Genomic DNA, 20,468 nt, shown 5'->3' with positions numbered 1-20,468 from the left:
CGATGTTAGTAGGCTCGGCGCATGCGCGTGCTGGCACTGCTCGACGGAACCCTCGCTGACCCCGACTCGCCGCAGATCCGCGTCGACGATCTCGGACTCATGCGCGGTGACGGTGTGTTCGAAACGATCCTCGTGGTCGACGGGAAGCCCCGCGAACTCACGCCGCACCTGGACCGGCTCGACCGGTCCGCAGCCATGCTCGACATGCAGCCTCCTCCGCGTGCGGAGTTCGAGCGCGCGGTCGAGCTCGTCATCGGCAACTGGACCGGCGGCAGGGAGTTCGCGCTCAAGCTCGTCTACACCCGCGGTGTCGACGGCGGTGACGGCACGCCCACCGGTTTCGCGCTCGGCATGGAGATCGGCGCGAAGGTGCTCAAGCAGCGCGCGGAGGGTCTCTCCGCGGTGACTTTGGACCGCGGCATCGAGCCGGACCTCGCCGACCGCGCGCCGTGGCTGCTGCTGGGCGCGAAGTCGCTGTCGTACGCGATCAACATGGCCGCGATCCGCGAGGCCGAGCGCCGCGGTGCCGCCGAGGTCATCTTCACGACGTCGAACGGTTCCGTGCTGGAGGGCCCGACCTCGACCGTGATCCTGGTGCGGGGCAAGACGCTGGTCACGCCGCCGTCGAAGCTCGGCATCCTGCCCGGCACCACGCAGTACGCGTTGTTCCGCGCCGCCGAGCGCGCCGGCTGGACCGTGCTCGTGGAGCCGATCCAGACCGGCGAGCTCTACGACGCCGAGGGCGTGTTCCTCGCGTCCAGCGTCCGCAAGATCACGCGGGTCAACACGCTGGACGGCAAGCAGCTGCCCGACTCGTCGGCCCTGCTGACCGAGCTGCAGGGCCTGTACGAGTCCGAGTACTGATCTTTACGGCAGACCCGTGGCAACGGCGCTCATGAGAGTGCCGTTGCTCGTGTCACCGGACATCTCCCAGATCATCGCGCCGAGCATGCCCTTGCCGCGCAGCCACGCGGTCTTCTGCTGGATCGACCACGTGTCGTCGAACGACCACCACTGACCGCCGTTGCCGGTGTAGCAGTACGTCGCCACGGCCTGGGTGTCGTGGTGGATCGTGCAGTTCGGGACCGACGCGATCAGGTTCGAGTACCCGCGCGTGCCTGCTTCCTCGGGGAACTGGCCAGGTGCGGCTCCACCGGCTGCCTGCCATTCACCGCGCTTGCCGCCATCGGTCACGTTCTGCCAGCCGCGGCCGTAGAACGCGAGTCCGATGGTGAGCTTGCGCGGACTGACGCCCGCGTCCAGGTACTTCTGGATCGCGACCTCGTTGCTGAAGTGGAACGAGTACGGGTCGTCGACGTCGACGTGGTTGTTGCCCTGGTGCCCGGTCCTGTTCGGCTCCCAGGAGTTGTCGCTGCCCGCGCCGTGGAAGTCGTAGCCCTGGACGTTGAAGATGTCCAGTGACTGCCCGACCCGAGCCAGTTCCCAGCCGGCGTCCATCTTCGCCGGGTCGGCCGGCGTGAACGCGGTCAGCTGGTAGCGCTTGCCCGTCGTGGCGCCGAGCGCGTCGAGCTGGCGGCGGAACTCCTCGATCAGCAACGAGTTGTTGACCTTGTCGTTCGGGCTGACGATGTTGCCCGCGTGTCCTTCCGCGCCTGGCCACTCCCAGTCGAGGTCGATGCCGTCGAAGATGCCCGCCGCCGAACCGGGTCCGCCGGCGCTGTTGTAGGTCGGCAGGTTGCCCTTGATGTAGGTGTCGATGCAGGACGAGACGAACTTCTTGCGCGACGCGTCGGTGGCGGCGGCCGGCGAGAAGTACTTCGAGTACGTCCACCCGCCCAGCGAGATGAGGATCTTGAGGTGGGGGTGCTTGGCCTTGAGCTTCTTGAGCTGGTTGAAGTTGCCGCGCAACGGTTCCCAGCCCGTGTCGGCGACGCCGTCGACCGACTGCGCGGCGCTCATCGGCCTGCTGTAGTCGGCTTCCGCGTCACCCGCGCCGTCACCCTGGTTCGGGTCCTGCGGGTTCGGCGTCGTGCCCTTCGTGACGCCCTGCAGACAGGTCAGGTTGACCGGGTCGATGTTGGCGAAGGCGTAGTTGAGGTGGGTGAGCTTGGCTGCCGAGCCCGACGTGTCGAGGTTGCGCACGAAGTACTGGCGGCCGTAGATGCCCCACTGCACGAAGTACCCGACCTTCGCGTGTCCCGCGACGATGTCACCGGTGCGTTCGGTCAGCGCGTTGCTCGGCGCGGAGACGTTGTCGTAGATGTCCCGTGCGCGCACGGTGAACGTGTAGCTCGTGGACGGTGCAAGGCCGGTCACTGTTGCCGTGGTGCCGCTGACCGTCATCTTCACGGTCGTGCCGACGTGGACGTCGTAGTTCGCGACGCCGCGGTTGTCGGTGGATGCGTTCCACGCCAATGTGATGCTGCCCGCGTCCTTCGCCGTGGCGCGCAGGTTTCCGGGTGCGGTCGGGGGCGTGGTGTCGTCGGCGGGGTTGTTGGTCGTGACGCTCAGCGCGGGGCTCGGGGTGCTTTGCGTCCCCTTGGTGTCCTTGGCCCGCACCGTGAACGAGTACGCGGTGTTCGGGTTCAGGCCGGTGATGATCGTGGACGTCGTCGTGGAGCTGCCGGCGAGCGCCGAGCCGTTGTAGACGTCGTAGCCGGCGATCGGCAGCGAGCCCGGAGTGGAGGCGTTCCACTGCAAGGTCACCGTGCGCGTGGTCTTCGTCGGTGAGGCGAGACCCGTTGGGGCACTTGGTGGAGTGTCCGCGCTGCCATCGCAGTTCGCGTTGTTGATCCGGCAGGTCACCGGGTCGACGTTCGAACTGATGGAGAACGTCGGGCTGTACGGCTCGGTGCTGCCGCCCGCGGCCACCGTCTTGTTGTAGTAGGCAGGGGTGACGGTGACCTGGTTGCCGCTCTGGGAGACCGTGCCGTTCTGGCCGTTGCTGACCGTCACGCCGTTGGGCAACGTGAAGATGATCGACCAGTCGTTCACCGCGGCGGTGGTGTGGTTGCGCACGATGAACTTCGCCGTGCCACCGGCGACCGAGTAGTCAGCCGTGAGGCCGGTCGGCGCCGGCGCGGGATCACCGCTGCCGTCGCAGGCCATGTTGTTGATCGTGCAGGCGGTCGGGTCGGCCGCGGCGCTCAACGTGAACGCCGGGCTGTACGGCTCGGTGTTGCGTCCCGGCGGAAGGTTGTTGATGTAGAAGGCAGGAGTGAGCGTCACTCTCGTGCCGTTCTGGGTGGTCGTCGCGTTCTGGACGTTGCTCACCGTGACACCGGACGGCAGGTCGAACTTGATCGACCACCCGTTGAGCGCGGTCGTGCTCGCGTTGGTGACCACGAACTTGCCGCTCGTGCCGGTGCGGGAGAACGACGCGGTGATGCCCGTGGCGGCCTGTGCGGGCACCGCCAGAGCCAGTACCGCGACCAGAACTGCTAACAGTGCAGGGATTCGGCGCATGCGGAACTCCAGGTTGGTAGAGATTCCGCGGCGGCCTGGTTGTTACGGTATTTGGTCTGGACCACTGCGTCAACGCCGTGGTCCTCAGACGATCGGGCGGAACCGGACGCTCGTTCCCGGCCGCGCCTGGCCGAAAAACCGCAGGTGATCACGGTCGACGACGCCGATAACGGGATAGCCACCCGTCGTCGGGTGGTCGTTCAGGAAGACCACGGGCTGGCCGTCCGGCGGCACCTGGACCGCGCCGGTGATCACACCCTCGCTCGGAATCTCCCCGTCACGACGATTCAGCCTGGTGCCGTTCAGCCTGGTGCCGACCCGGTTGCTGCGGTCGGACACCGTCCAAGATCCTTGGCGCAGCTGGGTTTCCGCGTCTTCGAACCAGTCGTCGCGCGGGCCGAGCCTGATCGGGATGACCAACGTTTGCAGTGCCTGGTGCGGCGGCACGACGTCGGCGTCGTTCGCCGGGCTGGGGGTGCCGAGTTCGAGGACATCGTTGTCCCGCAACGGGTCTGGACCGATTCCGGACAGCAGGTCGGTGGAGCGGCTGCCGAGCTCCTCCGGCACGTCGATGCCGCCGGAGAGAGCGAGATAGTTGCGCAGCCCGGTTTCCGGGGTGCCGATCTCCAGGACCTCGTGCGGTCTGAGGTGGATCGGGTGGTGGGAGTCGGCGAGCTTCTCGCCGACGTGGACCTGAACCGCCGGTCCCGTGACGGCGACCGTGCAGCTGGTGTTGGCGCGGATCGTGAGGGCACCCAGCAGGAGTTCCAGCCCGGCCGCGGTTTCCGGGTTTCCGACGAGCCGGTTGGCCAGGGTCAGCGAGTGCGGGTCGACCGCGCCCGACGGTGGTACGCCCAGGTGCGCGTTGCCGGGCCGGCCGAGGTCCTGGATCAGCGCCTGCGGGCCGGTTCGGATGATCGTGACGGTGCGGTTCACGCGACCACGAACCTGACCTGGTCGCCGGGCTGCAGGAGCGCGGGTGTCTCGGCCTTCGGGTCGAACAGCGTGATCTCGGTGCGGCCGATGAGCCGCCAGCCGCCCGGTGTCGCTCTCGGGTAGGCGGCGGTGAACTCGCCCGCGATGCCGACCGAGCCCTGGGGGACCTTGGTGCGCGGCGAGTCGAGGCGCGGCTGCTGGAGGCTCTCAGGCAGTCCGGTGAGGTAGGCGAAGCCGGGGGCGAAGCCGCAGAACGCCACCTCGTACACGGCATCCGTGTGGAGCGTCACGACCTCGTCCTGGCTGATCCCGGCGGTCTCCGCGACGAGGCCGAGGTCAGGGCCGTCGTAGATGACGGGGATCGTGACCTCGCTGGGGTGGGTCGTGGGCACCTTGGTCAGGTCGATGTCCTTGAGGGCTTCCCTGACCTGGTTGAGCGCGCCTTTGACCAGAACGGTCCGTGCGGCGGGGACGAGTTCCTCGATGCCTTCGAGGCCTTGGAGCGCTGCGCGTACGGCCGAGACCTCGGTCAGCGAGTCGACCTCGACGAGGAGTGCGTCGGTTCCGCAGCGCCGCAGCAGCATGGGTACATGCTACGGGGAATCGTGGGATTGTTGAACAATCCCACGACCCGAGTTTGCCCGCGTGTCGGCGTTCGAGGGCGGTTCTGTCAGCCGACGACGCGCTTGAGATGCGCGGATGCGTGCGGCTGCATCGGCTGGCCGACCATCGCCCGCTCCTCGACGTACGCGAGGTCGCCGCTGACGATGCCGTACAGGCGCTGCGCGCCCTTGACGTCCTTGGCGGTGGCGGTGCGGATGACCGCGTCCGTCTCGAACTCCCAGGACGTCTGGGTGCGCACCTTGCCGTAGTACAGCTCGACGATGCCCGTGTTGTGGGTGAGCAGCAGCTCGATCGTGTCGTCGGGCTGGGGACGCCAGAAACCCTGCTCGCGCGCCGCGGGACGGATGACCTCGCCGGCCTCGTTGAGCAGCCACGACCTGGCCTCGTAGACGAGGAACGGGCGGCCGTCGTGGGCGAAGGTGATCTGCTGGCCGAAGCGGAACGGTCCGTCGATCGTCGGGTAGACGATCTCTCCCTCGCCGCGCCAGACCCCCACCAGGGGCAGCACCGACAGCAGGGCGTCGTTCAGGTTCGCGCCTTCTCGCAGGTTCGCCGTGTCGCCGGGGATCGGCATGTCGGTGAACTGCGGGAGGTTGCGTGCACGCGTGGCTGCCGCTCGTTCTTCGGCCAGGCGGATGGCCTCGTCGCCGCTGCCTGGGACGGTCATCGCTGGTCTGAGTAGAGGCGGTAGACGACGTAGCCGGCGAACCACATTACGGCGATCGTCACTAGTACCAGGAGTCCTGTGAAGATGTGTTCCACGCGGTGAGGATATCTCGCCTGGTTTGACGTGCAGGGTTGTGGTGGTGGAGGACACCGCCGGGTGCTGGGTCCGCTGGTCGGGCTGCGCGTGGGTTGCGTTGGCCGTCTCCCTGTTTCGTTGGCGGCTGCCGGTTTGTTGTCCGTAGGTGGTCGGGTTGCGTGCTGGTGTGCCGGTTGCTTTCTGGGGCTCCGCCCCAGACCCCGCCAATCTGATCAAAGACCTGTCCAGCGCCGTGCGCGGGTTGATGGCACGCCTGTTGCTTTTGGCGGCTTGCTGCTGCGTAGGTGGTGTTGTTGGTGTGGGGTGGTCCCGTCACGAGTCGTACGCGAAGGCAGCCACACCCGAGGAGGAGGGTCAAGTCGACGAAAAGCGTGTCGACTTGACCCTCCTCCTCGGGCGCGGCAAAGGCATCGGCACGACTCGTGACGGGACCACCCCACCCACTGGCTGTGTGAAAAGCGGAAGGCCCCGGCGGTGACCTGCCGGGGCCTTCTGTCGTTCAACGGGTCTTAGGCGACCGCGATTTCCACCGCGTGGACGCCTGGGCCCGAGGCTGAGACGTCGGCCTGGCCGTTGCCGGTCTTGTGCAGGGCACGGACCGTCCAGCTGCCGGGAGCCGCGAAGAAGCGGAAGTCGCCCTCGGGCGAGGAGACGACCTCGGCCGTGAACTCGCCGGTCGAGTCGAGCAGGCGGACGAAGGCGCCGCCTACCGGGGTGCCGTCGTTGAGGACCTTGCCCTCGAGGACGGTTTCGGTGGTCGAGACGTCGATTGAGCCGCCCTGGGTGGGCGCGCCGCAGCCGTTGCTCATGATGATCAGGCCTCCTTGCCGGAACCGAGTTCGATCGGCACGCCGACGAGCGAGCCGTACTCCGTCCAAGAACCGTCGTAGTTCTTGACGTCTTCGTGGCCGAGCAGCTCGCGCAGGGCGAACCAGGTGTGCGAGGAGCGCTCGCCGATGCGGCAGTAGGCGATGGTCTTGCGGGAGCCGTCGAAGCCTGCTTCGGCGTAGATCTCGCGGAGTTCGTCGTCGGACTTGAAGGTGCCGTCCTCGTTGGCCGCCTTGCTCCACGGCACGTTGACCGCCGAGGGGATGTGGCCGCCGCGCTGGGCCTGCTCCTGCGGGAGGTGGGCCGGGGCGAGGAGCTTGCCGGAGAACTCGTCGGGGGAGCGGACGTCAACGAGGTTCTTGTTGCCGATGGAGTCCACGACCTCGTCGCGGAAGGCGCGGATCGAGAGGTCCTGCTCCTGGGCGGAGTAGGAGGTCGTGGGGCGGACGACCTCTTCCTTGTCCAGGGGGCGGCCGTCCAGTTCCCACTTCTTGCGGCCGCCGTCGAGGAGCTTCACGTCGTTGTGGCCGTAGAGCTTGAAGTACCAGTACGCGTAGGCAGCGAACCAGTTGTTGTTGCCGCCGTAGAGGATCACGGTGTCGTCGTTGGAGATGCCCTTGGCGGAGAGCAGCTTCTCGAAGCCCTCGCGATCGACGAAGTCGCGGCGGATCGGGTCCTGCAGCTCGTTCTTCCAGTCGATTTTGACGGCGCCGGGGATGTGCCCGCCGTCGTACGCGGTGGTGTCCTCGTCGACCTCCGCGAACACGACGCCGGGCGTCTGGAGGTTTTCCTCGGACCAGGCGGCCGAGACCAGCACGTTCTCACGGCTCATGGGAAGTTGCTCCTGTATTAGTGCGTGCGTGTCTTTATTGCGGACGTGCGAGAGCGGGTGCGTACCGGCGCAGCAGCAGGTACACCTCGCACCCGAGGCACAGGCCCAGCGCGGCGTTGAGCAGTGCTGCGACCAGTGCGAAGCCGGTTGCGACCATGCCCAGCGTGGTCAGGCCCGTGGCGTAACCGAGCGTGCCGATCAGTGCGAAGACGAAGCCGACGCCCTGGGCGAAGCGCAGTGGTGCCGCCTCTTCGCGTTCGGTGGTCGGGGTGATGCGTGGCTGGATCGCGAAGCGGTAGACGTGGCCCCACGGGTTGAGCTTCAGCGAGATGAACGCGCACATCGCGAAGAGAACCGTCTGGGCGGCGAGGAGTCGCCACCAGCCGGTGAGCAGCACGATGGCCAGGACGACGGTGGTCATCCAGGCGGAGAAGCGCGGTCCGCGCGGGTCTACTGGGGCATCATTGGGCACGACGACCTCCGGACATTCGGACGAGGAGAAATTCAGTCCGTCAGAGGCAGCTGCTGGGCGTCAAGCGGCCCAATCAGCTCGTCGTGCGACACAGGCTGCTGCGCACGCGGCACAGGTCAACCGCGCGTCGCTTCGTGAGCAGCATGGTCATGCCAGCGAGGGTAGTACGCGATCCCTCGGTCCGGGAGGTATGTCCACTGGGTGGAACAACCCAGGTTCACTCGACTGGATTACCCGCCAAATGGGGTCGCAGCGCCTCCAGCAACGTGTCGCGTTTCGGCACGCCACCGACTCGCAACACTTCGGTGCCGTCGGCGGTCAGGGCCAGCGTGGTCGGGGTGCGCATGACCCCGAGGCTGGCGGCGACGTCGGGGAGGTTGGTGACGTCGAGCTCGGCGTGCCTGAGGCCGTCGGTGCGGTCGGCGAGGTCGCGCAGGATCACCTTCGCGTGCCGGCACGGCGCGCAGAACGTGGTGGAGAGCTGGACCAGCGTCACTCCCGGCGCGAGCAGGTCGCGCACGGGAGCGGGCAGGTCGGCGGCCGAACCGGTGGAGTCCTTGGGGGAGATGCGGCCCTCGCGGCCCTTGAGCAGCACGCCGATCGCACCGGCCACGGCCAGCGCGCCCAGCAGCGCCCACACACCAGTCATCGTTGGACCAACGGTACATCCGTGATGACGCCGCTCAGCTTGAACGCACCGCTCTCCACCTCAACGGCGGTGGGCGTCGCCCCGAAGGGCAGCGTGCCGGGGTCGATCTTGATCGCGAGCGCCTGGCGCAGCTGCGGGATGATCTGCTTGAGCGAGGCGTCGTCGAGCTCGATGTCGTCGATGTTGATCTGGATGGAACCGCTGACGAGCGCGATCTGGCCGTACGCGGTGAGAGTCACGACCTTGCCCGCGACGTTGGTCTGGCCCGCGAGCTTGATCGCGGCGGTCGTCTTGGGCGCCTTGGGGTCGGCGGCCGGCGTGGGCGTGGCCTCGCGGTTGTCCGGTTCGATCGAGAGCTTGTCGAACGGCGTGACCTGGTTGGCCAGCCGGTTCAGGTCCAGCGCCTTGATCTTGATGCTGCCGTCCACCTGGTCGATGGTCGCCTTGGAGACGTTGCCGGCCAGCAGGTCGGCCAGCTCGACGCGGGTGTGCCGGAGGTCGGCCCGGATGTCGAGGTCGCGCAGGTCGACGCCCTGCTGCTCGTCCTTGATCGGCACGCCGTTCGCGTTGATCTCCACGTGCTGGTAGTCGCCGCGCAACGCCTGCAGGATGAACGGGAACCCGTTGATCCTCACCGCAGGGTCCTCGTTGAGCTGCAGCTTCTCCCGCATCCGCTGGGCGATCTGGTACTCGCCTGCCGCCGCCAGCGCGAAGTCGGCCGCCACGAGCAGCACGCCCAGCACGAGCACGGTGATGATGAGGAACTTCCCGCGCCGTGACTTCTTCTTCGGCTTGGCGCGCGTCGCGGCCTGTCCAGAAAACCCTGTAGTCATTCCTCGTCCTCGAGGTTGCCGGCGACCCATGCCGCCATCCGGTCTACCAGGTCAAGAGTCGCGGCTGATTCCGCATGCCGCATCCCGGGCTCGATCCACAGCTCGGCATGTCCCAAGGACGCGCGGTGCAGTGACATGGCGTGATCCGGACCGAAATAGTGGTCCAGGTCACCGTGCACGATCAGCAGTGGAGTGGGAGTTATGCGTGCCACCACCTCCAACGGACTCTCCGGCGGTTGTGCCCAGCTGTCGCCGAGCCGAACCCCGATCGCCCGTGCGGCCAGCTTGCCGTGCGGCTGCTCCAGCAACCAGTGCACCCTGCGCATCGGCGCGGTCTCCCGCGACCACCACCGCGCCGGTGCGCTCACCGACACGACGGCGTCCGGCCTGGTCTCCCCCAGTGCCGCGTGCCGGATGACGATCGAGGCGCCCATCGAGAACCCCACCGTGGCGATCTTCCGGTAGCCCAGCTCGCGTGCCGTCCGGACGGCCGCCTCCACGTCGTGGATCTCGTCCGCGCCGACCGTGGAGCGCCCCTCTGAGCGTCCGTGCCCGCGGAAGTCGAACGCGATGACGCCGGCGTGCGTGGCCAAACGGGCAAGCACCCGCGCGACGTACGGCTTCTGCACGTTGTTCGTGAACCCATGCCCCACAACGAAAACGAGGTCGCTTTCACCCTTGTAGTGGACGCCGTGCAGGCGCACTCCGTCGTGTGACATGGATGTAACAGGCGTGACGCTTGTGGAAACAACTGTGAGCACGACTTCTTGACCTGGGACTTTCTGGGGTTGCACAGGTATTGTCTCCGTCATCCGCAGGCAACGGGGCCCGGTCACCGTACGCCCGTGTGCTGGTCAGGGGTGACCAGACCACGGCCGATTAGGAGGGCGCCGCGATGAGCATCGACGTGCTGCTGCTGACGACAGACTCAGACCCGGAGGCCGTGCTGCCCGCGCTGGCGCTGCTCCCGCACGCCGTGCGCCCGCTTCGCCCCGAGGTCTCCGCACTGCTCGAAGCGGGTCCCCACGACATCGTGCTGGTCGACGCCCGCACTGATCTCGTCGGCGCCCGCTCGCTGTGCCGCCTGCTCGACTCGTCCGGCGTGGACGTGCCCGTGGTGGCCGTGGTCACCGAGGGCAGCCTGGTGGCCGTGAACTCCGACTGGTCGGTCGACGAGATCCTGCTGCCGACCTCCGGTCCCGCCGAGGTCGACGCCAGACTGCGCCTGGTGCGCTCGCGCCGCGGCGCCACCCAGCCCGGTGGCGACGGCGCGCTGCAGCTCGGCGACCTCGTGATCGACGAGGCCACCTACACCGCGCGCCTGAAGGGCCGCCCGCTCGACCTCACCTACAAGGAGTTCGAGCTGCTCAAGTACCTCGCCCAGCACGCGGGCAGGGTGTTCACCCGCGCCCAGCTGCTGCAGGAGGTCTGGGGCTACGACTTCTTCGGTGGCACCCGCACCGTTGACGTCCACGTGCGACGTCTGCGCGCGAAGCTCGGCCCCGAGCACGAGGCGTTGATCGGCACCGTGCGCAACGTGGGCTACAAGTTCGTCCGCCCTCCGCGTCCCGGCTCCTCCCGCCGACCGGCTGAGGTCACCGAGGTGGATGACTCGGTCCACGTCCTGGATGAGCGTTTGATCGCGCGGTAGGTTCGCCTGTGTGGCGCAACTGAGCTGGTACGACGAGCTGACGAGTGAGCAGGCTGCCGAAGTCGGGCAGCTGCTGGCGGCCGCCGAGAGCACCGACGGCGTGGCCCCGGTCGGCGAGGCGGTGCGACTGCGGATGCGCCCCGGCGCCACCGGCAGCAGGCACCTCCTCGCGCACCTGAACGGCGAGCTCGCCGGGTACGCGCACGTCGACATGCTCGGTGACTCCGGCGGCCACAAGGTGGCCGAGTTCGCCGTGCACCCGAAGCACCGCCACCAGGGCGTTGGTGAGGCACTGGTGAAAGCGCTCCCTCAGGAGTCGCTGCGGGTCTGGGCGCACGGCGGCCACCCCGACGCCGAGAAGCTCGCGGAGAAGCTCGGCTTCCGCAAGGTTCGCGAGCTGCTGCGGATGCGGCTGCGGGTCGAGAACGACCTTCCGGAGCCCAAGCTGCCCGAGGGCGTCACCATCAGGCCGTTCGTCCCCGGCAAGGACGAGGCCGCGGTCGTCTACGTGAACCACCGCGCGTTCGACTGGCACCCCGAGCAGGGCTCGATGTCGATCGAGGACGTCCGCGCCAAGGAGGAAGAGGCCTGGTTCGACCCCGCCGGCTTCCTGCTCGCGTTCGACGCGGACGACCGGCTCGCCGGCTTCCACTGGACCAAGGTCCACACGCCTGAGCTGGGCGAGGTGTACGTCGTGGGCGTCGATCCGGACGCACAGGGCGGCGGCCTGGGCAAGGCCCTGACGCTCGCCGGGCTGCGCCATCTGCAGGAGCAGCGGGTCAAGGAAGTGATGCTCTACGTGGAGGCTGACAACGCTCCGGCAGTGCGCGTTTACACTGGGTTGGGCTTCACTCTTTGGGATGCTGACGTCCAGTACGCCCGGTAGTGAACAAAACGTCACAAACCGCATACGCGCAGGTCACGGCGTCACCCGTCCGGCGGTGTGCCTGGTCACTTCCCGTCCTCTGTTCACCTCGCGTTCACCTCGTCTAGGCAGTTTGTCCACCCTGGCTACCTACCTTCCGTAGCAAGCGGCGACGTCCGTCGCGAAACCGCTAATGCTCCCGCAAGGTGGAGGACTCAGAGTGAAGATCCAGCGGCACGGCGCCGTGCTCGGCCTCGTCGCGGCCGGCGCGCTTCTGCTCAGCGCGTGCGGTTCCGACAACAACGCCCCCGCGGGTGGCAACACCACCAGCAACGCGGCCTCCAAGGTCGAGTGCGGTGGCAAGGCCAAGCTCAAGGCCAGTGGCTCCTCGGCGCAGGCGAACGCGATGACTCGCTTCGTCACCGCGTATGAGAGCGCGTGCGACGGACAGAGCCTCGACTACAACTCCAACGGCTCCGGCGCCGGCGTCAAGGAGTTCATCGGCAAGCAGACGGACTTCGGCGGCTCCGACTCCGTGCTCAACGCGGAGAAGAAGGAGACCGACGACGCGGCCAAGCGCTGCGACGGTGCTCCCGCGTGGAACCTGCCCGCCGTGTTCGGCCCGATCGCGATCACGTACAACGTGCCCGGCGCGGACGGCCTCGCGCTCGACGCCGCGACGATCGCGAAGATCTTCAGTGGTGCGGTCACCACCTGGAACGACCCGGCCATCGCGGCGCTGAACAGCGGCAAGACGCTGCCCGCCGACAAGATCGTCGTGGTCTTCCGCTCCGACGAGTCGGGCACCACCGACAACTTCCAGAAGTACCTGGAGGCCGCGTCGAAGGGCACGTGGACCAAGGGCGTCGGCAAGGCGTTCAACGGTGGCGTCGGTGAGGGTGCCAAGGGCAACGAGCAGACCTCGGCCGCGGTGAAGAACACCAAGGGTGCCATCACCTACAACGAGTGGTCTTTCGCCAAGTCCAACAAGCTGCAGATCGCCAAGATCATCAACTCTGGTGGCGGCGAGCCGGTCGAGCTGAGCACCGCCAGCGCGGGCAAGTCCATCGAGGGCGTCAAGATCAAGGGCACGGGCAACGACCTGATCCTCGACCTGAAGTCGATCTACGCGACCGAGACCCCCGGCGCCTACCCGCTGGTGCTCGCCGCGTACGAGATCGTCTGCTCCAAGTACACCGACGCCGAGGTCGGCAAGGCCGTCAAGGCGTTCCTCACGGTCGCCGTGACCGACGGTCAGAAGGGCCTGGAGGACGCCGGCTACAGCCCGGTTCCGGCCTCGTTCCAGGAGAAGCTCCTGACCGCCATCAAGGCGATCGCCTGAGCAGCTAGGTAGTAGTTGGACCGCGCCGGGAGCGTTCACCACGAGTGGACGCTCCCGGCCGACTACGGATGATTGGCGCTATGACTGACGAAGTCGCCGGCAGTTCGCCGCCTGCTGCCAGGTCAACGAGCCGTCGCCGAGGCGACGGCATCTTCCGTTCCCTGACCACGGGCTCGAGCCTCGCGATCGTGGTCTCCATCGTGTTGATCGGCCTGTTCCTGCTCATCCAGGCCGTTCCCTCACTGCTCGTTGACAACATCAACTTCTTTACGAGCCCGGAGTGGTCTACCGGCGACGTCGCGAACCTCCGGTTCGGCATCCGGGACCTGCTCGTGGTCACGATCCTGTCGTCGCTGGTGGCGCTCGTCATCGCGATGCCGGTGGCGATGGGCATCGCGTTGTTCCTGACGCACTATCTGCCGCCCAGGGTCGCCCGGCCGTTCGCCTACGTCATCGATCTGCTGGCCGCGGTGCCGTCGATCGTGTTCGGCCTCTGGGGCGCGAAGGTGCTCGGCCCGGCACTCGAGCCGCTCGCCACGTTCCTCAACACGAAGCTGTCCTGGTTCCCGCTCTTCTCCGGCAACAACGTCTCCCTGGCCGGTGGCGGCAACATCTTCACCGCGGGCATCGTGCTGTCGATCATGATCCTGCCGATCATCACCGCGGTCAGCCGGGAGGTGTTCCAGCAGACGCCGGTCATGCAGATCGAGGGCGCGCTCGCGCTCGGCGCGACCCGCTGGGAGATGGTCCGCACCACCGTGCTCCCGTTCGGGCGCAGCGGCTACATCGCGGGCTCCATGCTCGGTCTCGGTCGCGCGCTCGGTGAGACCGTCGCGGTGCTGCTCATCCTGCGTTCCTCGCCCCTTCCCTCGTCGTTCAGCGTCTTCGACGGCGGCTACACGTTCGCGTCCAAGATCGCGTCAGCGGCGCCGGAGTTCAGCGAGCCGCTGTCGACCGGCGCGTACATCGCTGCCGGTCTGGTCCTGTTCGTGTTCACGTTCGCCGTGAACGCCCTCGCGCGCTATGTCGCGGGCCGTGGAAAGGCGAAGGCATCATGACTGCCACGCTGACCGACCCCAACCGCCCCGCGCAGACGCCGGCGTTCCAGAAGATCAGTGGAGCCAGGCAGTTCAAGAACTACCTCGCGATGAGCCTGATGGGTCTCGCGTTCGTGGTCGCGGTGATTCCGCTGGTCTGGCTGCTCGTCACGGTGGTCGTGAGCGGCTACGAGGCGCTGGTGAACGCTGACTGGTGGTCCAAGTCGCTCAAGGGCGTGTTGCCGGAGCAGTTCACGGGCGGCGTGTACCACGCGCTGTACGGCTCGATCGTGCAGGCTGTGGTGTGCGCGGTGATCGCGGTGCCGATCGGCATCCTCGCCGCGGTCTACCTCGTCGAGTACGGCAACAACAGCCGGTTCGCGAGGATCACGACGTTCATGGTCGACATCCTGTCCGGTGTGCCGTCGATCGTCGCCGCGCTGTTCGTGTTCGCACTCTGGGTCACCACGCTCGGCTTCGAGACGAGTGCGTTCGCCGTGTCGCTCGCGCTCGTGCTGCTGATGCTGCCGGTCGTCGTCCGTTCCACCGAGGAGATGCTGCGCCTGGTGCCGGACGAGCTGCGCGAGGCCTCCTACGCGCTGGGCGTGCCGAAGTGGAAGACGATCGTGAAGATCGTGCTGCCGACCGCGTTGTCCGGCATCGTCACCGGCGTGATGCTCGCGACCGCCCGCGTGATGGGTGAGACCGCGCCGGTGCTCGTGCTGGTGGGGTACAGCCGCTCGATCAACTTCGACGTCTTCGGCGGCAACATGGCTTCGCTGCCGCTGCTGATCTACAACGAGCTGCTGAACCCCGAAGAGGCGGGTCAGTTGCGGGTGTGGGGCGCCGCGCTGACACTCATCCTCCTCATCATGTTCTTCAACCTCGTGGCGACCCTGATCTCGCGGTTCTCCGCGATCAAGACCAAGTGAAGCGGCGGAAGACCGATGGCCAAGCGTTTTGACATCAAGGACCTGAACATCTACTACGGCAAGTTCCACGCGGTGAACAGCGTGAACCTCGCCGTGCCGCCGCGTAACGTGACCGCGTTCATCGGCCCGTCCGGCTGCGGCAAGTCGACCGTGCTGCGGTCGCTGAACCGCATGCACGAGGTGATCCCCGGCGCGCGCGTCGAGGGCAAGGTGCTGCTGGACGGCGAGGACATCTACGCGTCCAACGTGGACCCGGTCGAGGTGCGCCGCACCATCGGCATGGTGTTCCAGCGCCCCAACCCGTTCCCGACGATGTCCATCAAGGACAACGTGGTCGCGGGCCTGCGCCTCGCGGGCGTGAAGAACAAGAAGCAGCTCGACGACGTCGCGGAGCGCTCGTTGCGTGGCGCCAACCTGTGGAACGAGGTCAAGGACCGCCTCGACAAGCCGGGCGGCGGCCTCTCCGGTGGTCAGCAGCAGCGTCTGTGCATCGCGCGTGCCATCGCGGTGCAGCCGGACGTCCTGCTGATGGACGAGCCCTGCTCGGCCTTGGACCCGATCTCCACGCTGGCGATCGAGGACCTGATCACGGAGCTGAAGAAGGAGTACACGATCGTCATCGTGACTCACAACATGCAGCAGGCCGCGCGCGTGTCCGACCAGACCGCGTTCTTCAACCTGCTGGGTGTCGGTCAGCCGGGACAGCTGATCGAGGTGGACGACACGGAGAAGATCTTCTCCAACCCCAGCCAGAAGGCGACCGAGGACTACATCTCCGGCCGATTCGGCTGATTCGAATTCCTGAACGGATGCCCCGTCGCGAACTGTCGCGGCGGGGCATTGCCTTGTTCTGCCCGCGCCGATAAGGTCGACTTGTCTGGGGGCTCTGGGGGGTTTCTTGCGTCTGTTGACGCTTTCTGTTTTCCGGGCCTGTCAGATTAATGGCAAGTGAACGATTTTCTAATTGTATGGGGGTACAATGGGAAAGATTCGAACGGTGAGCTCGTTGCTCACCGGAGCGCTCGTGGCGGCGTTCGTGCTGGTGGGCGCGGGCAGCGCCAGCGCGTCTGAGGGCGTCGGGACCTTGGCGTGCGGTTACTGGGTGGACGGCAGCGGTGGTGGCAACATCACCAACTGTTCCGGTTACGCCCGCTGGGGCGTTTGGGAGTACTACTTCCCCGCGGGCCAGACTCACCGGGCGTGCATCGGTGCTGGCCAGACGCACCACATCGGCGCGGACAGCAGCATTCGCAGCGCCTACCTGAGTGGCGAGAGCTGCTGATCGTTCGTGCATGAGGAAAGGCCCGTGTCCGGTGACGCGGGCCTTTCGCTGCCCAGATGCCATCATCTCCGGCTGCCTCGGCTAAATTCACGCGGGTGAGCCCGCAGAGCAAGTCCCGCAAGAAGAAGCAAGGCAAGGCACCCGCCCGCCGGCCGGAGCAGCAGTCCCCGTACGGGGCGTTGCTCGAGTCCGCGGCCGCGCTGCGTTCGGAGTCGTGGTTGCTCGCGGACGCCTGGGCGAGCGAGCTGTACGCCACGCTCTGGCTCGCCGGATCCGGGTACGACCCGTTGATCGCGGCGCTGCGGGCGATGGACGACCCGGCGGCGCTCACCGCGTTGCGCGCGTTGTCCGGTGTGGGCTCAGCGGAGATCAGGGCCAATGCGGCCGCTGCCGCGGAAACTGTTGCGGCACGCGGTGTCGCCGAGCCTTCGTGGTACTCCGCCGGTGCCTCGCTGGAGTTCCGCGAGGCCTTCCTCGTCACGAACCTGTTGGGGGACGTGGAAGTCGTCGCGATCACCCAGGAACGTGCGGGCGCCGCGGAGACCGTCCTGTTCATGCGCCAGCCCGTGCTCGGGGCCACCGCCATCGAGCTGTTCGCGACCCCCGACGAGGGCACCGTGGCGTTGCTGGAGGACATGATCGCCTCGACGCCGGACGCGTTCCGGGACGCGATCACGCCGTTGAGCGCCACGGACGTCTACGACCGGGTGTGGCCGGACATCGAGCAGTTCTGGGCGGACGGGCCCGACGACGAAGCAGAAGAGGGCCTGATCGGGGACGAGGACGTGCGGCACCCCGTTCAGCTGATCGCGCTCGCTGACGCACGCGTGAGCGCTTTGGTGCCCGACGGGTACGAGATCCCCTCGCTCAGTCCGGAAAGGACGGACGAGGTGGTCGAGGCGTTTCTGGCTTCAGAGCACGGGCTGCCGGACGTCGAGGCCGCGCGGGCGTTCGCGCGAATCGTCGCCGGTGCGGCGGTCGAGCAGAACAGGGATCCCGTTGTGTACGGGCCGGCGTCGCTCACCGCGGTGCTGATCCTGAACGTGGCCGCGCGCGTGCACGTCTCCGACGCGGATCTGGCGCTGCTGCCGGAGATCGTGCGGGCGTGGGCGTACTTCACCGTGGACGCGCGGGATCTGCCGCGCGACGAGGCGCGGGCGGCGTGGGACGAAGAACTGCCCACCGTGCTCGCCGAGTTCTCGGAGGCTTACGCCGATCCGGAGCTCGCGGCCGAGCGCGATGGGCAGTTCCGCTGAGCTGTTAGAGGCTCTCGTCGCCACCGTAGCCGGGCATCCGGCCGGTGACGACGAAGACCGTGCGCTTGGCGACCGACACGGCGTGGTCGCCGTAGCGCTCGTAGAAGCGGCCGAGCAGCGTCACGTCGACTGCGGCCGCGACACCGTGCTGCCACTCCTTGTCCATGATCACCGAGAACAGGTGGCGGTGGATGTCGTCCATCGCGTCGTCCTCGGTCTCGAGGTTGCGCGCGCGGTCGACGTCCTTGTTGCGGATGATGTCCGCCGCCGCGGTGGCGAGCTTGACTGCGATCCGGCCCATCTCGGCGAAGTACGGCTGCACGTCCTCGGGCAGCGCCGACGCCGGGTGCCGGCGCCGCGCGGCCTTCGCCACGTGCAGGGCCAGGTCGCCCATGCGCTCGACGCTCTCGGCGGCGTGGATCACCGCGAGCACGGTGCGCAGGTCGGTCGCGACCGGCGCCTGCAGCGCGAGCAGTGCGTACGACTGCTCCTCGATGCTGGAGCGGACGTCGTCGACCTTCTGGTCACCGCTGATGACCTGTTCCGCAAGGCCGAGGTCGGCCTGCAGCAGGGCGGCGGTCGCGTTCTCCATCGCCTCGGCGACCATGCCGGTCATGTCGGCCAGTCGGTCGGCGAGCTGTTCTAGCTGGTCATGGTAGGCCTCGCGCATGGCGCTCAGCCTACGTCCCGACCATCGCGGCAGCGACATTCCAGCATGAACCGCAGGTGAACCGCAGGCGAATCACTTCGCGCACGGGTCCTGCGCCGCGTTCACGACGTCCAGCTTGTCGCCGGTCTGTCCCTGACCCTGGTTGCCGGCCTGGGTGCCCGCCTGAGGTGCCACGACCTTGTCGTCGAAGTTCTCGCCGATGGTCAGCACGATCGCCCCGCCCATGTCGGGTGACTCCACCAGTTCCGCGCTGGGCACCGCGGCCTTGAGGGTCGCGGCCTTGTTCTCGTTGCCCTTCGCGTACTTGATGGTGGTCTTCGCGGCCTTCTCCGGCGAGTTGTCCTTTCGGGCGACCTTGAAGCCCTTCTGCTCCAACGCGGTCGAGGTCCTGGCGACGGCGCCGGCGTTCGTCGGGTCGCCGTTGAGCACCTGGATGGAGACTTCCTTGGGGTCGATCACCGTGCCGGGCTGCTGCGCTGGTGCGTTGCCGGGGTCACCGGCCTTCGGGTCGGTCGGCTTCTCCTGCGGCAACGGCGTTCCGTCGATGATCGTCTGGAACAGCGTCTTGACCTCGTTGTCCCGCAGCCGCTCGATGTTGTCGTTGTTCGACTTCGTCGGGCCCTCGTCGGTCCAGTGCGGCATCGTCACGAACGAGACGCGGCCCGCGTCGAGGCTCTGCAACGAGTTCGCGAGCTCCAGGAGCTGTGCGACACCGATGTTGTCGCCGACCGTGGACTTCGTGAGGGCGTTGATGAAGTTGTTGAGCTTGGTCGGGCTCAGCAGCACCTCGTTCGACAGCGCCTGGCGCAGCATCGCCGAGAGGAACTGCTGCTGCCGCTTGATGCGGTCGAAGTCCGTACCGCCGTCGCCCGCGACCTTGCGGGCGCGCACGTACTGCAGCGCCTGGTCGCCCTTGAGCGTGTACTTGCCCGGCTTTTCGATGACGACGCCGAGCTCTTCGTCCTTGATCGCGATGGGCGTGCAGATCTGCACACCGCCGATCGCCGTCGACATCTCGCGGAAGCCGACGAAGTCGATGCTGACGAAGTGGTTGATCTTGAGGCCGGACAGCTGCGTCATCATGTTGGCGACGCACTCGGGCCCACCGTCGTTGTAGACGGAGTTGGCCAGGACCTCTTTCTCCGGCGCCAGCGGGCCGCCGTACTGACCGTTGTCCGGGTTCCAGCTGCGGCACGCGGGCCGGTTGACCCGCACGTCACGCGGCAGGGACACGACGACCATGCGCTTACGGTCGGCGGGGATGTGCGCGAGCATGATCACGTCAGAGCGCGCGCCACCCTCTGTGGCCGTCGTGCCGACGTTGTCGCCGGCCTTCGCGCCCGCCCTGGTGTCCGAGCCGACCAGCAGGAAGTTCTCGTCACCGAGCTGCTTCTCCGCCTGCTGCACCGCCTGCGAGTTGCCGCCGAGCGCGTCGATCCTCTGGATCTTGGAGTCGGCCCACTGCATCGCGGCCCAGCCGATGCCGGTCGACGCGAACACCGCGGCCGCGGCGGCGATCGCCCCGACCTTGGCCCCGCGCATCATCCTGCGCTGCTTTGGCGTGCGGCCGGTGACCTTCGGCTCGTGGTCCTCTTCGCCGAGCGTCACCGGGTCCGCGAACTGGGTGGCTTCCTCGAGATCCTCGTCGCCGTCCTTGACCCACGGCATGAGCTTGGCGCGCCGCTCCTTGCGCTGGCGCTCCTGCTCGAGCAGTTCGTCGTGCACCGCGGAGAACCGCGCGAGGGTGTGGTCGACCTCGCGACGCTTCTTCACGTCGTCGCCGATGGCCTCCATCTCGGTGGTGAGGCACGCAGGGTCGATCTCGTCGCGCGTCTCGATCTTGGCCACACCCGCCGCCGAGGCGATCTGGGTGGCTTCGGGGCCAGGCAAGTCGGCCTTGGGCTCCTCGATCGGCGCGGGTCCGTCCGGCGCTGCGACGAGCCGGTTGGAGATGCCACCACCGGGCATCGGGCGGGGGCCGCTCGACTCTGCCCGTGGGGGCATCGGCCGCGGGCCGCTGGACTCCGCGCGTGACGGCATCGGCTGCCTGCCGGTCATGTCCCCGTTCGG

22 protein-coding genes are annotated in these 20,468 nt (G+C 67.5%); 9 read left to right on the top strand and 13 right to left on the bottom strand.

Annotation, left to right across the window (positions count from 1 at the left end; all coding sequences use genetic code 11):
- Positions 1-21 precede the first annotated feature (21 nt).
- On the top strand, positions 22-864 hold the full coding sequence (locus tag FXN61_RS02935) for an aminodeoxychorismate lyase (protein ID WP_167969963.1): 843 nt from the start codon (positions 22-24) through the stop codon (positions 862-864).
- Between the two features lie 3 nt (positions 865-867).
- On the opposite strand, the gene FXN61_RS02930 is transcribed toward FXN61_RS02935, so the two are convergent.
- The 11 genes from FXN61_RS02930 to FXN61_RS02885 form a co-directional block, all read right to left on the bottom strand.
- Positions 868-3,426 (bottom strand): glycosyl hydrolase family 18 protein, encoded by a 2,559-nt coding sequence (locus tag FXN61_RS02930; RefSeq protein WP_167969961.1) that lies wholly within the window; start codon positions 3,424-3,426, stop codon positions 868-870.
- Between the two features lie 84 nt (positions 3,427-3,510).
- A complete protein-coding gene (locus FXN61_RS02925) occupies positions 3,511-4,362 on the bottom strand; it encodes a 5-oxoprolinase subunit C family protein (protein ID WP_167969960.1) in 852 nt (283 codons plus the stop codon).
- Entirely contained in the window at positions 4,359-4,946 is a 588-nt protein-coding gene (pxpB, locus tag FXN61_RS02920; RefSeq protein ID WP_167969958.1) for a 5-oxoprolinase subunit PxpB, read from the bottom strand. Before pxpB ends, FXN61_RS02925 begins: the two co-directional genes overlap by 4 nt.
- 86 nt (positions 4,947-5,032) lie before the next feature.
- Positions 5,033-5,653 carry a heme-binding beta-barrel domain-containing protein gene (locus FXN61_RS02915; RefSeq protein WP_167969950.1) on the bottom strand — a complete coding sequence of 207 codons (621 nt, stop codon included), beginning with the start codon at positions 5,651-5,653 and terminating at the stop codon, positions 5,033-5,035.
- A 605-nt stretch (positions 5,654-6,258) separates the two neighbouring features.
- Positions 6,259-6,558 carry a DUF1416 domain-containing protein gene (locus tag FXN61_RS02910; RefSeq protein WP_167969948.1) on the bottom strand — a complete coding sequence of 100 codons (300 nt, stop codon included), beginning with the start codon at positions 6,556-6,558 and terminating at the stop codon, positions 6,259-6,261.
- A gap of 5 nt (positions 6,559-6,563) precedes the next feature.
- On the bottom strand, positions 6,564-7,409 hold the full coding sequence (locus FXN61_RS02905; RefSeq protein ID WP_167969946.1) for a sulfurtransferase: 846 nt from the start codon (positions 7,407-7,409) through the stop codon (positions 6,564-6,566).
- A 34-nt stretch (positions 7,410-7,443) separates the two neighbouring features.
- A complete protein-coding gene (locus FXN61_RS02900; RefSeq protein ID WP_167969944.1) occupies positions 7,444-7,881 on the bottom strand; it encodes a DUF4395 domain-containing protein in 438 nt (145 codons plus the stop codon).
- A gap of 73 nt (positions 7,882-7,954) precedes the next feature.
- On the bottom strand, positions 7,955-8,026 hold the full coding sequence (locus tag FXN61_RS56145) for a putative leader peptide (RefSeq protein ID WP_355300619.1): 72 nt from the start codon (positions 8,024-8,026) through the stop codon (positions 7,955-7,957).
- Between the two features lie 72 nt (positions 8,027-8,098).
- A complete protein-coding gene (locus FXN61_RS02895; protein ID WP_167969942.1) occupies positions 8,099-8,530 on the bottom strand; it encodes a thioredoxin family protein in 432 nt (143 codons plus the stop codon).
- Entirely contained in the window at positions 8,527-9,363 is an 837-nt protein-coding gene (locus tag FXN61_RS02890) for an LmeA family phospholipid-binding protein (protein ID WP_167969940.1), read from the bottom strand. The genes FXN61_RS02895 and FXN61_RS02890 overlap by 4 nt, the downstream gene beginning before the upstream one ends.
- Positions 9,360-10,082 carry an alpha/beta hydrolase family protein gene (locus FXN61_RS02885; protein WP_246290613.1) on the bottom strand — a complete coding sequence of 241 codons (723 nt, stop codon included), beginning with the start codon at positions 10,080-10,082 and terminating at the stop codon, positions 9,360-9,362. Before FXN61_RS02885 ends, FXN61_RS02890 begins: the two co-directional genes overlap by 4 nt.
- 176 nt (positions 10,083-10,258) lie before the next feature.
- On the opposite strand from FXN61_RS02885, the gene FXN61_RS02880 reads away from it, so the two are divergent.
- From FXN61_RS02880 to FXN61_RS02845, 8 genes are all read left to right on the top strand, one after another.
- Positions 10,259-11,014 (top strand): response regulator transcription factor, encoded by a 756-nt coding sequence (locus FXN61_RS02880; protein ID WP_246290612.1) that lies wholly within the window; start codon positions 10,259-10,261, stop codon positions 11,012-11,014.
- A gap of 10 nt (positions 11,015-11,024) precedes the next feature.
- A complete protein-coding gene (gene mshD, locus FXN61_RS02875) occupies positions 11,025-11,900 on the top strand; it encodes a mycothiol synthase (RefSeq protein ID WP_167969936.1) in 876 nt (291 codons plus the stop codon).
- A gap of 199 nt (positions 11,901-12,099) precedes the next feature.
- Entirely contained in the window at positions 12,100-13,221 is a 1,122-nt protein-coding gene (gene pstS / locus FXN61_RS02870; protein WP_167969934.1) for a phosphate ABC transporter substrate-binding protein PstS, read from the top strand.
- Between the two features lie 80 nt (positions 13,222-13,301).
- A complete protein-coding gene (gene pstC / locus FXN61_RS02865; protein WP_167969932.1) occupies positions 13,302-14,279 on the top strand; it encodes a phosphate ABC transporter permease subunit PstC in 978 nt (325 codons plus the stop codon).
- Positions 14,276-15,190 carry a phosphate ABC transporter permease PstA gene (gene pstA / locus FXN61_RS02860; RefSeq protein ID WP_167969930.1) on the top strand — a complete coding sequence of 305 codons (915 nt, stop codon included), beginning with the start codon at positions 14,276-14,278 and terminating at the stop codon, positions 15,188-15,190. Before pstC ends, pstA begins: the two co-directional genes overlap by 4 nt.
- Before the next feature lie 15 nt (positions 15,191-15,205).
- Positions 15,206-15,982 carry a phosphate ABC transporter ATP-binding protein PstB gene (gene pstB, locus FXN61_RS02855; RefSeq protein WP_167969928.1) on the top strand — a complete coding sequence of 259 codons (777 nt, stop codon included), beginning with the start codon at positions 15,206-15,208 and terminating at the stop codon, positions 15,980-15,982.
- Between the two features lie 187 nt (positions 15,983-16,169).
- Entirely contained in the window at positions 16,170-16,472 is a 303-nt protein-coding gene (locus FXN61_RS02850) for a hypothetical protein (protein ID WP_167969926.1), read from the top strand.
- 95 nt (positions 16,473-16,567) lie between these two features.
- Complete coding sequence (locus tag FXN61_RS02845; protein ID WP_167969924.1) at positions 16,568-17,728, top strand: hypothetical protein; 1,161 nt, start codon at positions 16,568-16,570, stop codon at positions 17,726-17,728.
- Between the two features lie 4 nt (positions 17,729-17,732).
- On the opposite strand, the gene phoU is transcribed toward FXN61_RS02845, so the two are convergent.
- The gene (phoU, locus tag FXN61_RS02840; protein ID WP_167969922.1) at positions 17,733-18,398 is read right to left on the bottom strand and encodes a phosphate signaling complex protein PhoU; all 666 of its coding nucleotides are present in this window, start codon (positions 18,396-18,398) and stop codon (positions 17,733-17,735) included.
- Between the two features lie 72 nt (positions 18,399-18,470).
- A partial coding sequence (locus tag FXN61_RS02835; RefSeq protein ID WP_223165293.1) for an LCP family protein occupies positions 18,471-20,468 on the bottom strand: 1,998 nt, incomplete at its 5' end.

Source organism: Lentzea indica (assembly GCF_012184385.1).
Lineage (GTDB): Bacteria > Actinomycetota > Actinomycetes > Mycobacteriales > Pseudonocardiaceae > Lentzea > Lentzea indica.
The sequence above is the reverse complement of the archived record's forward strand: the minus strand, read 5'-3'. Positions and strand labels throughout refer to the sequence as shown.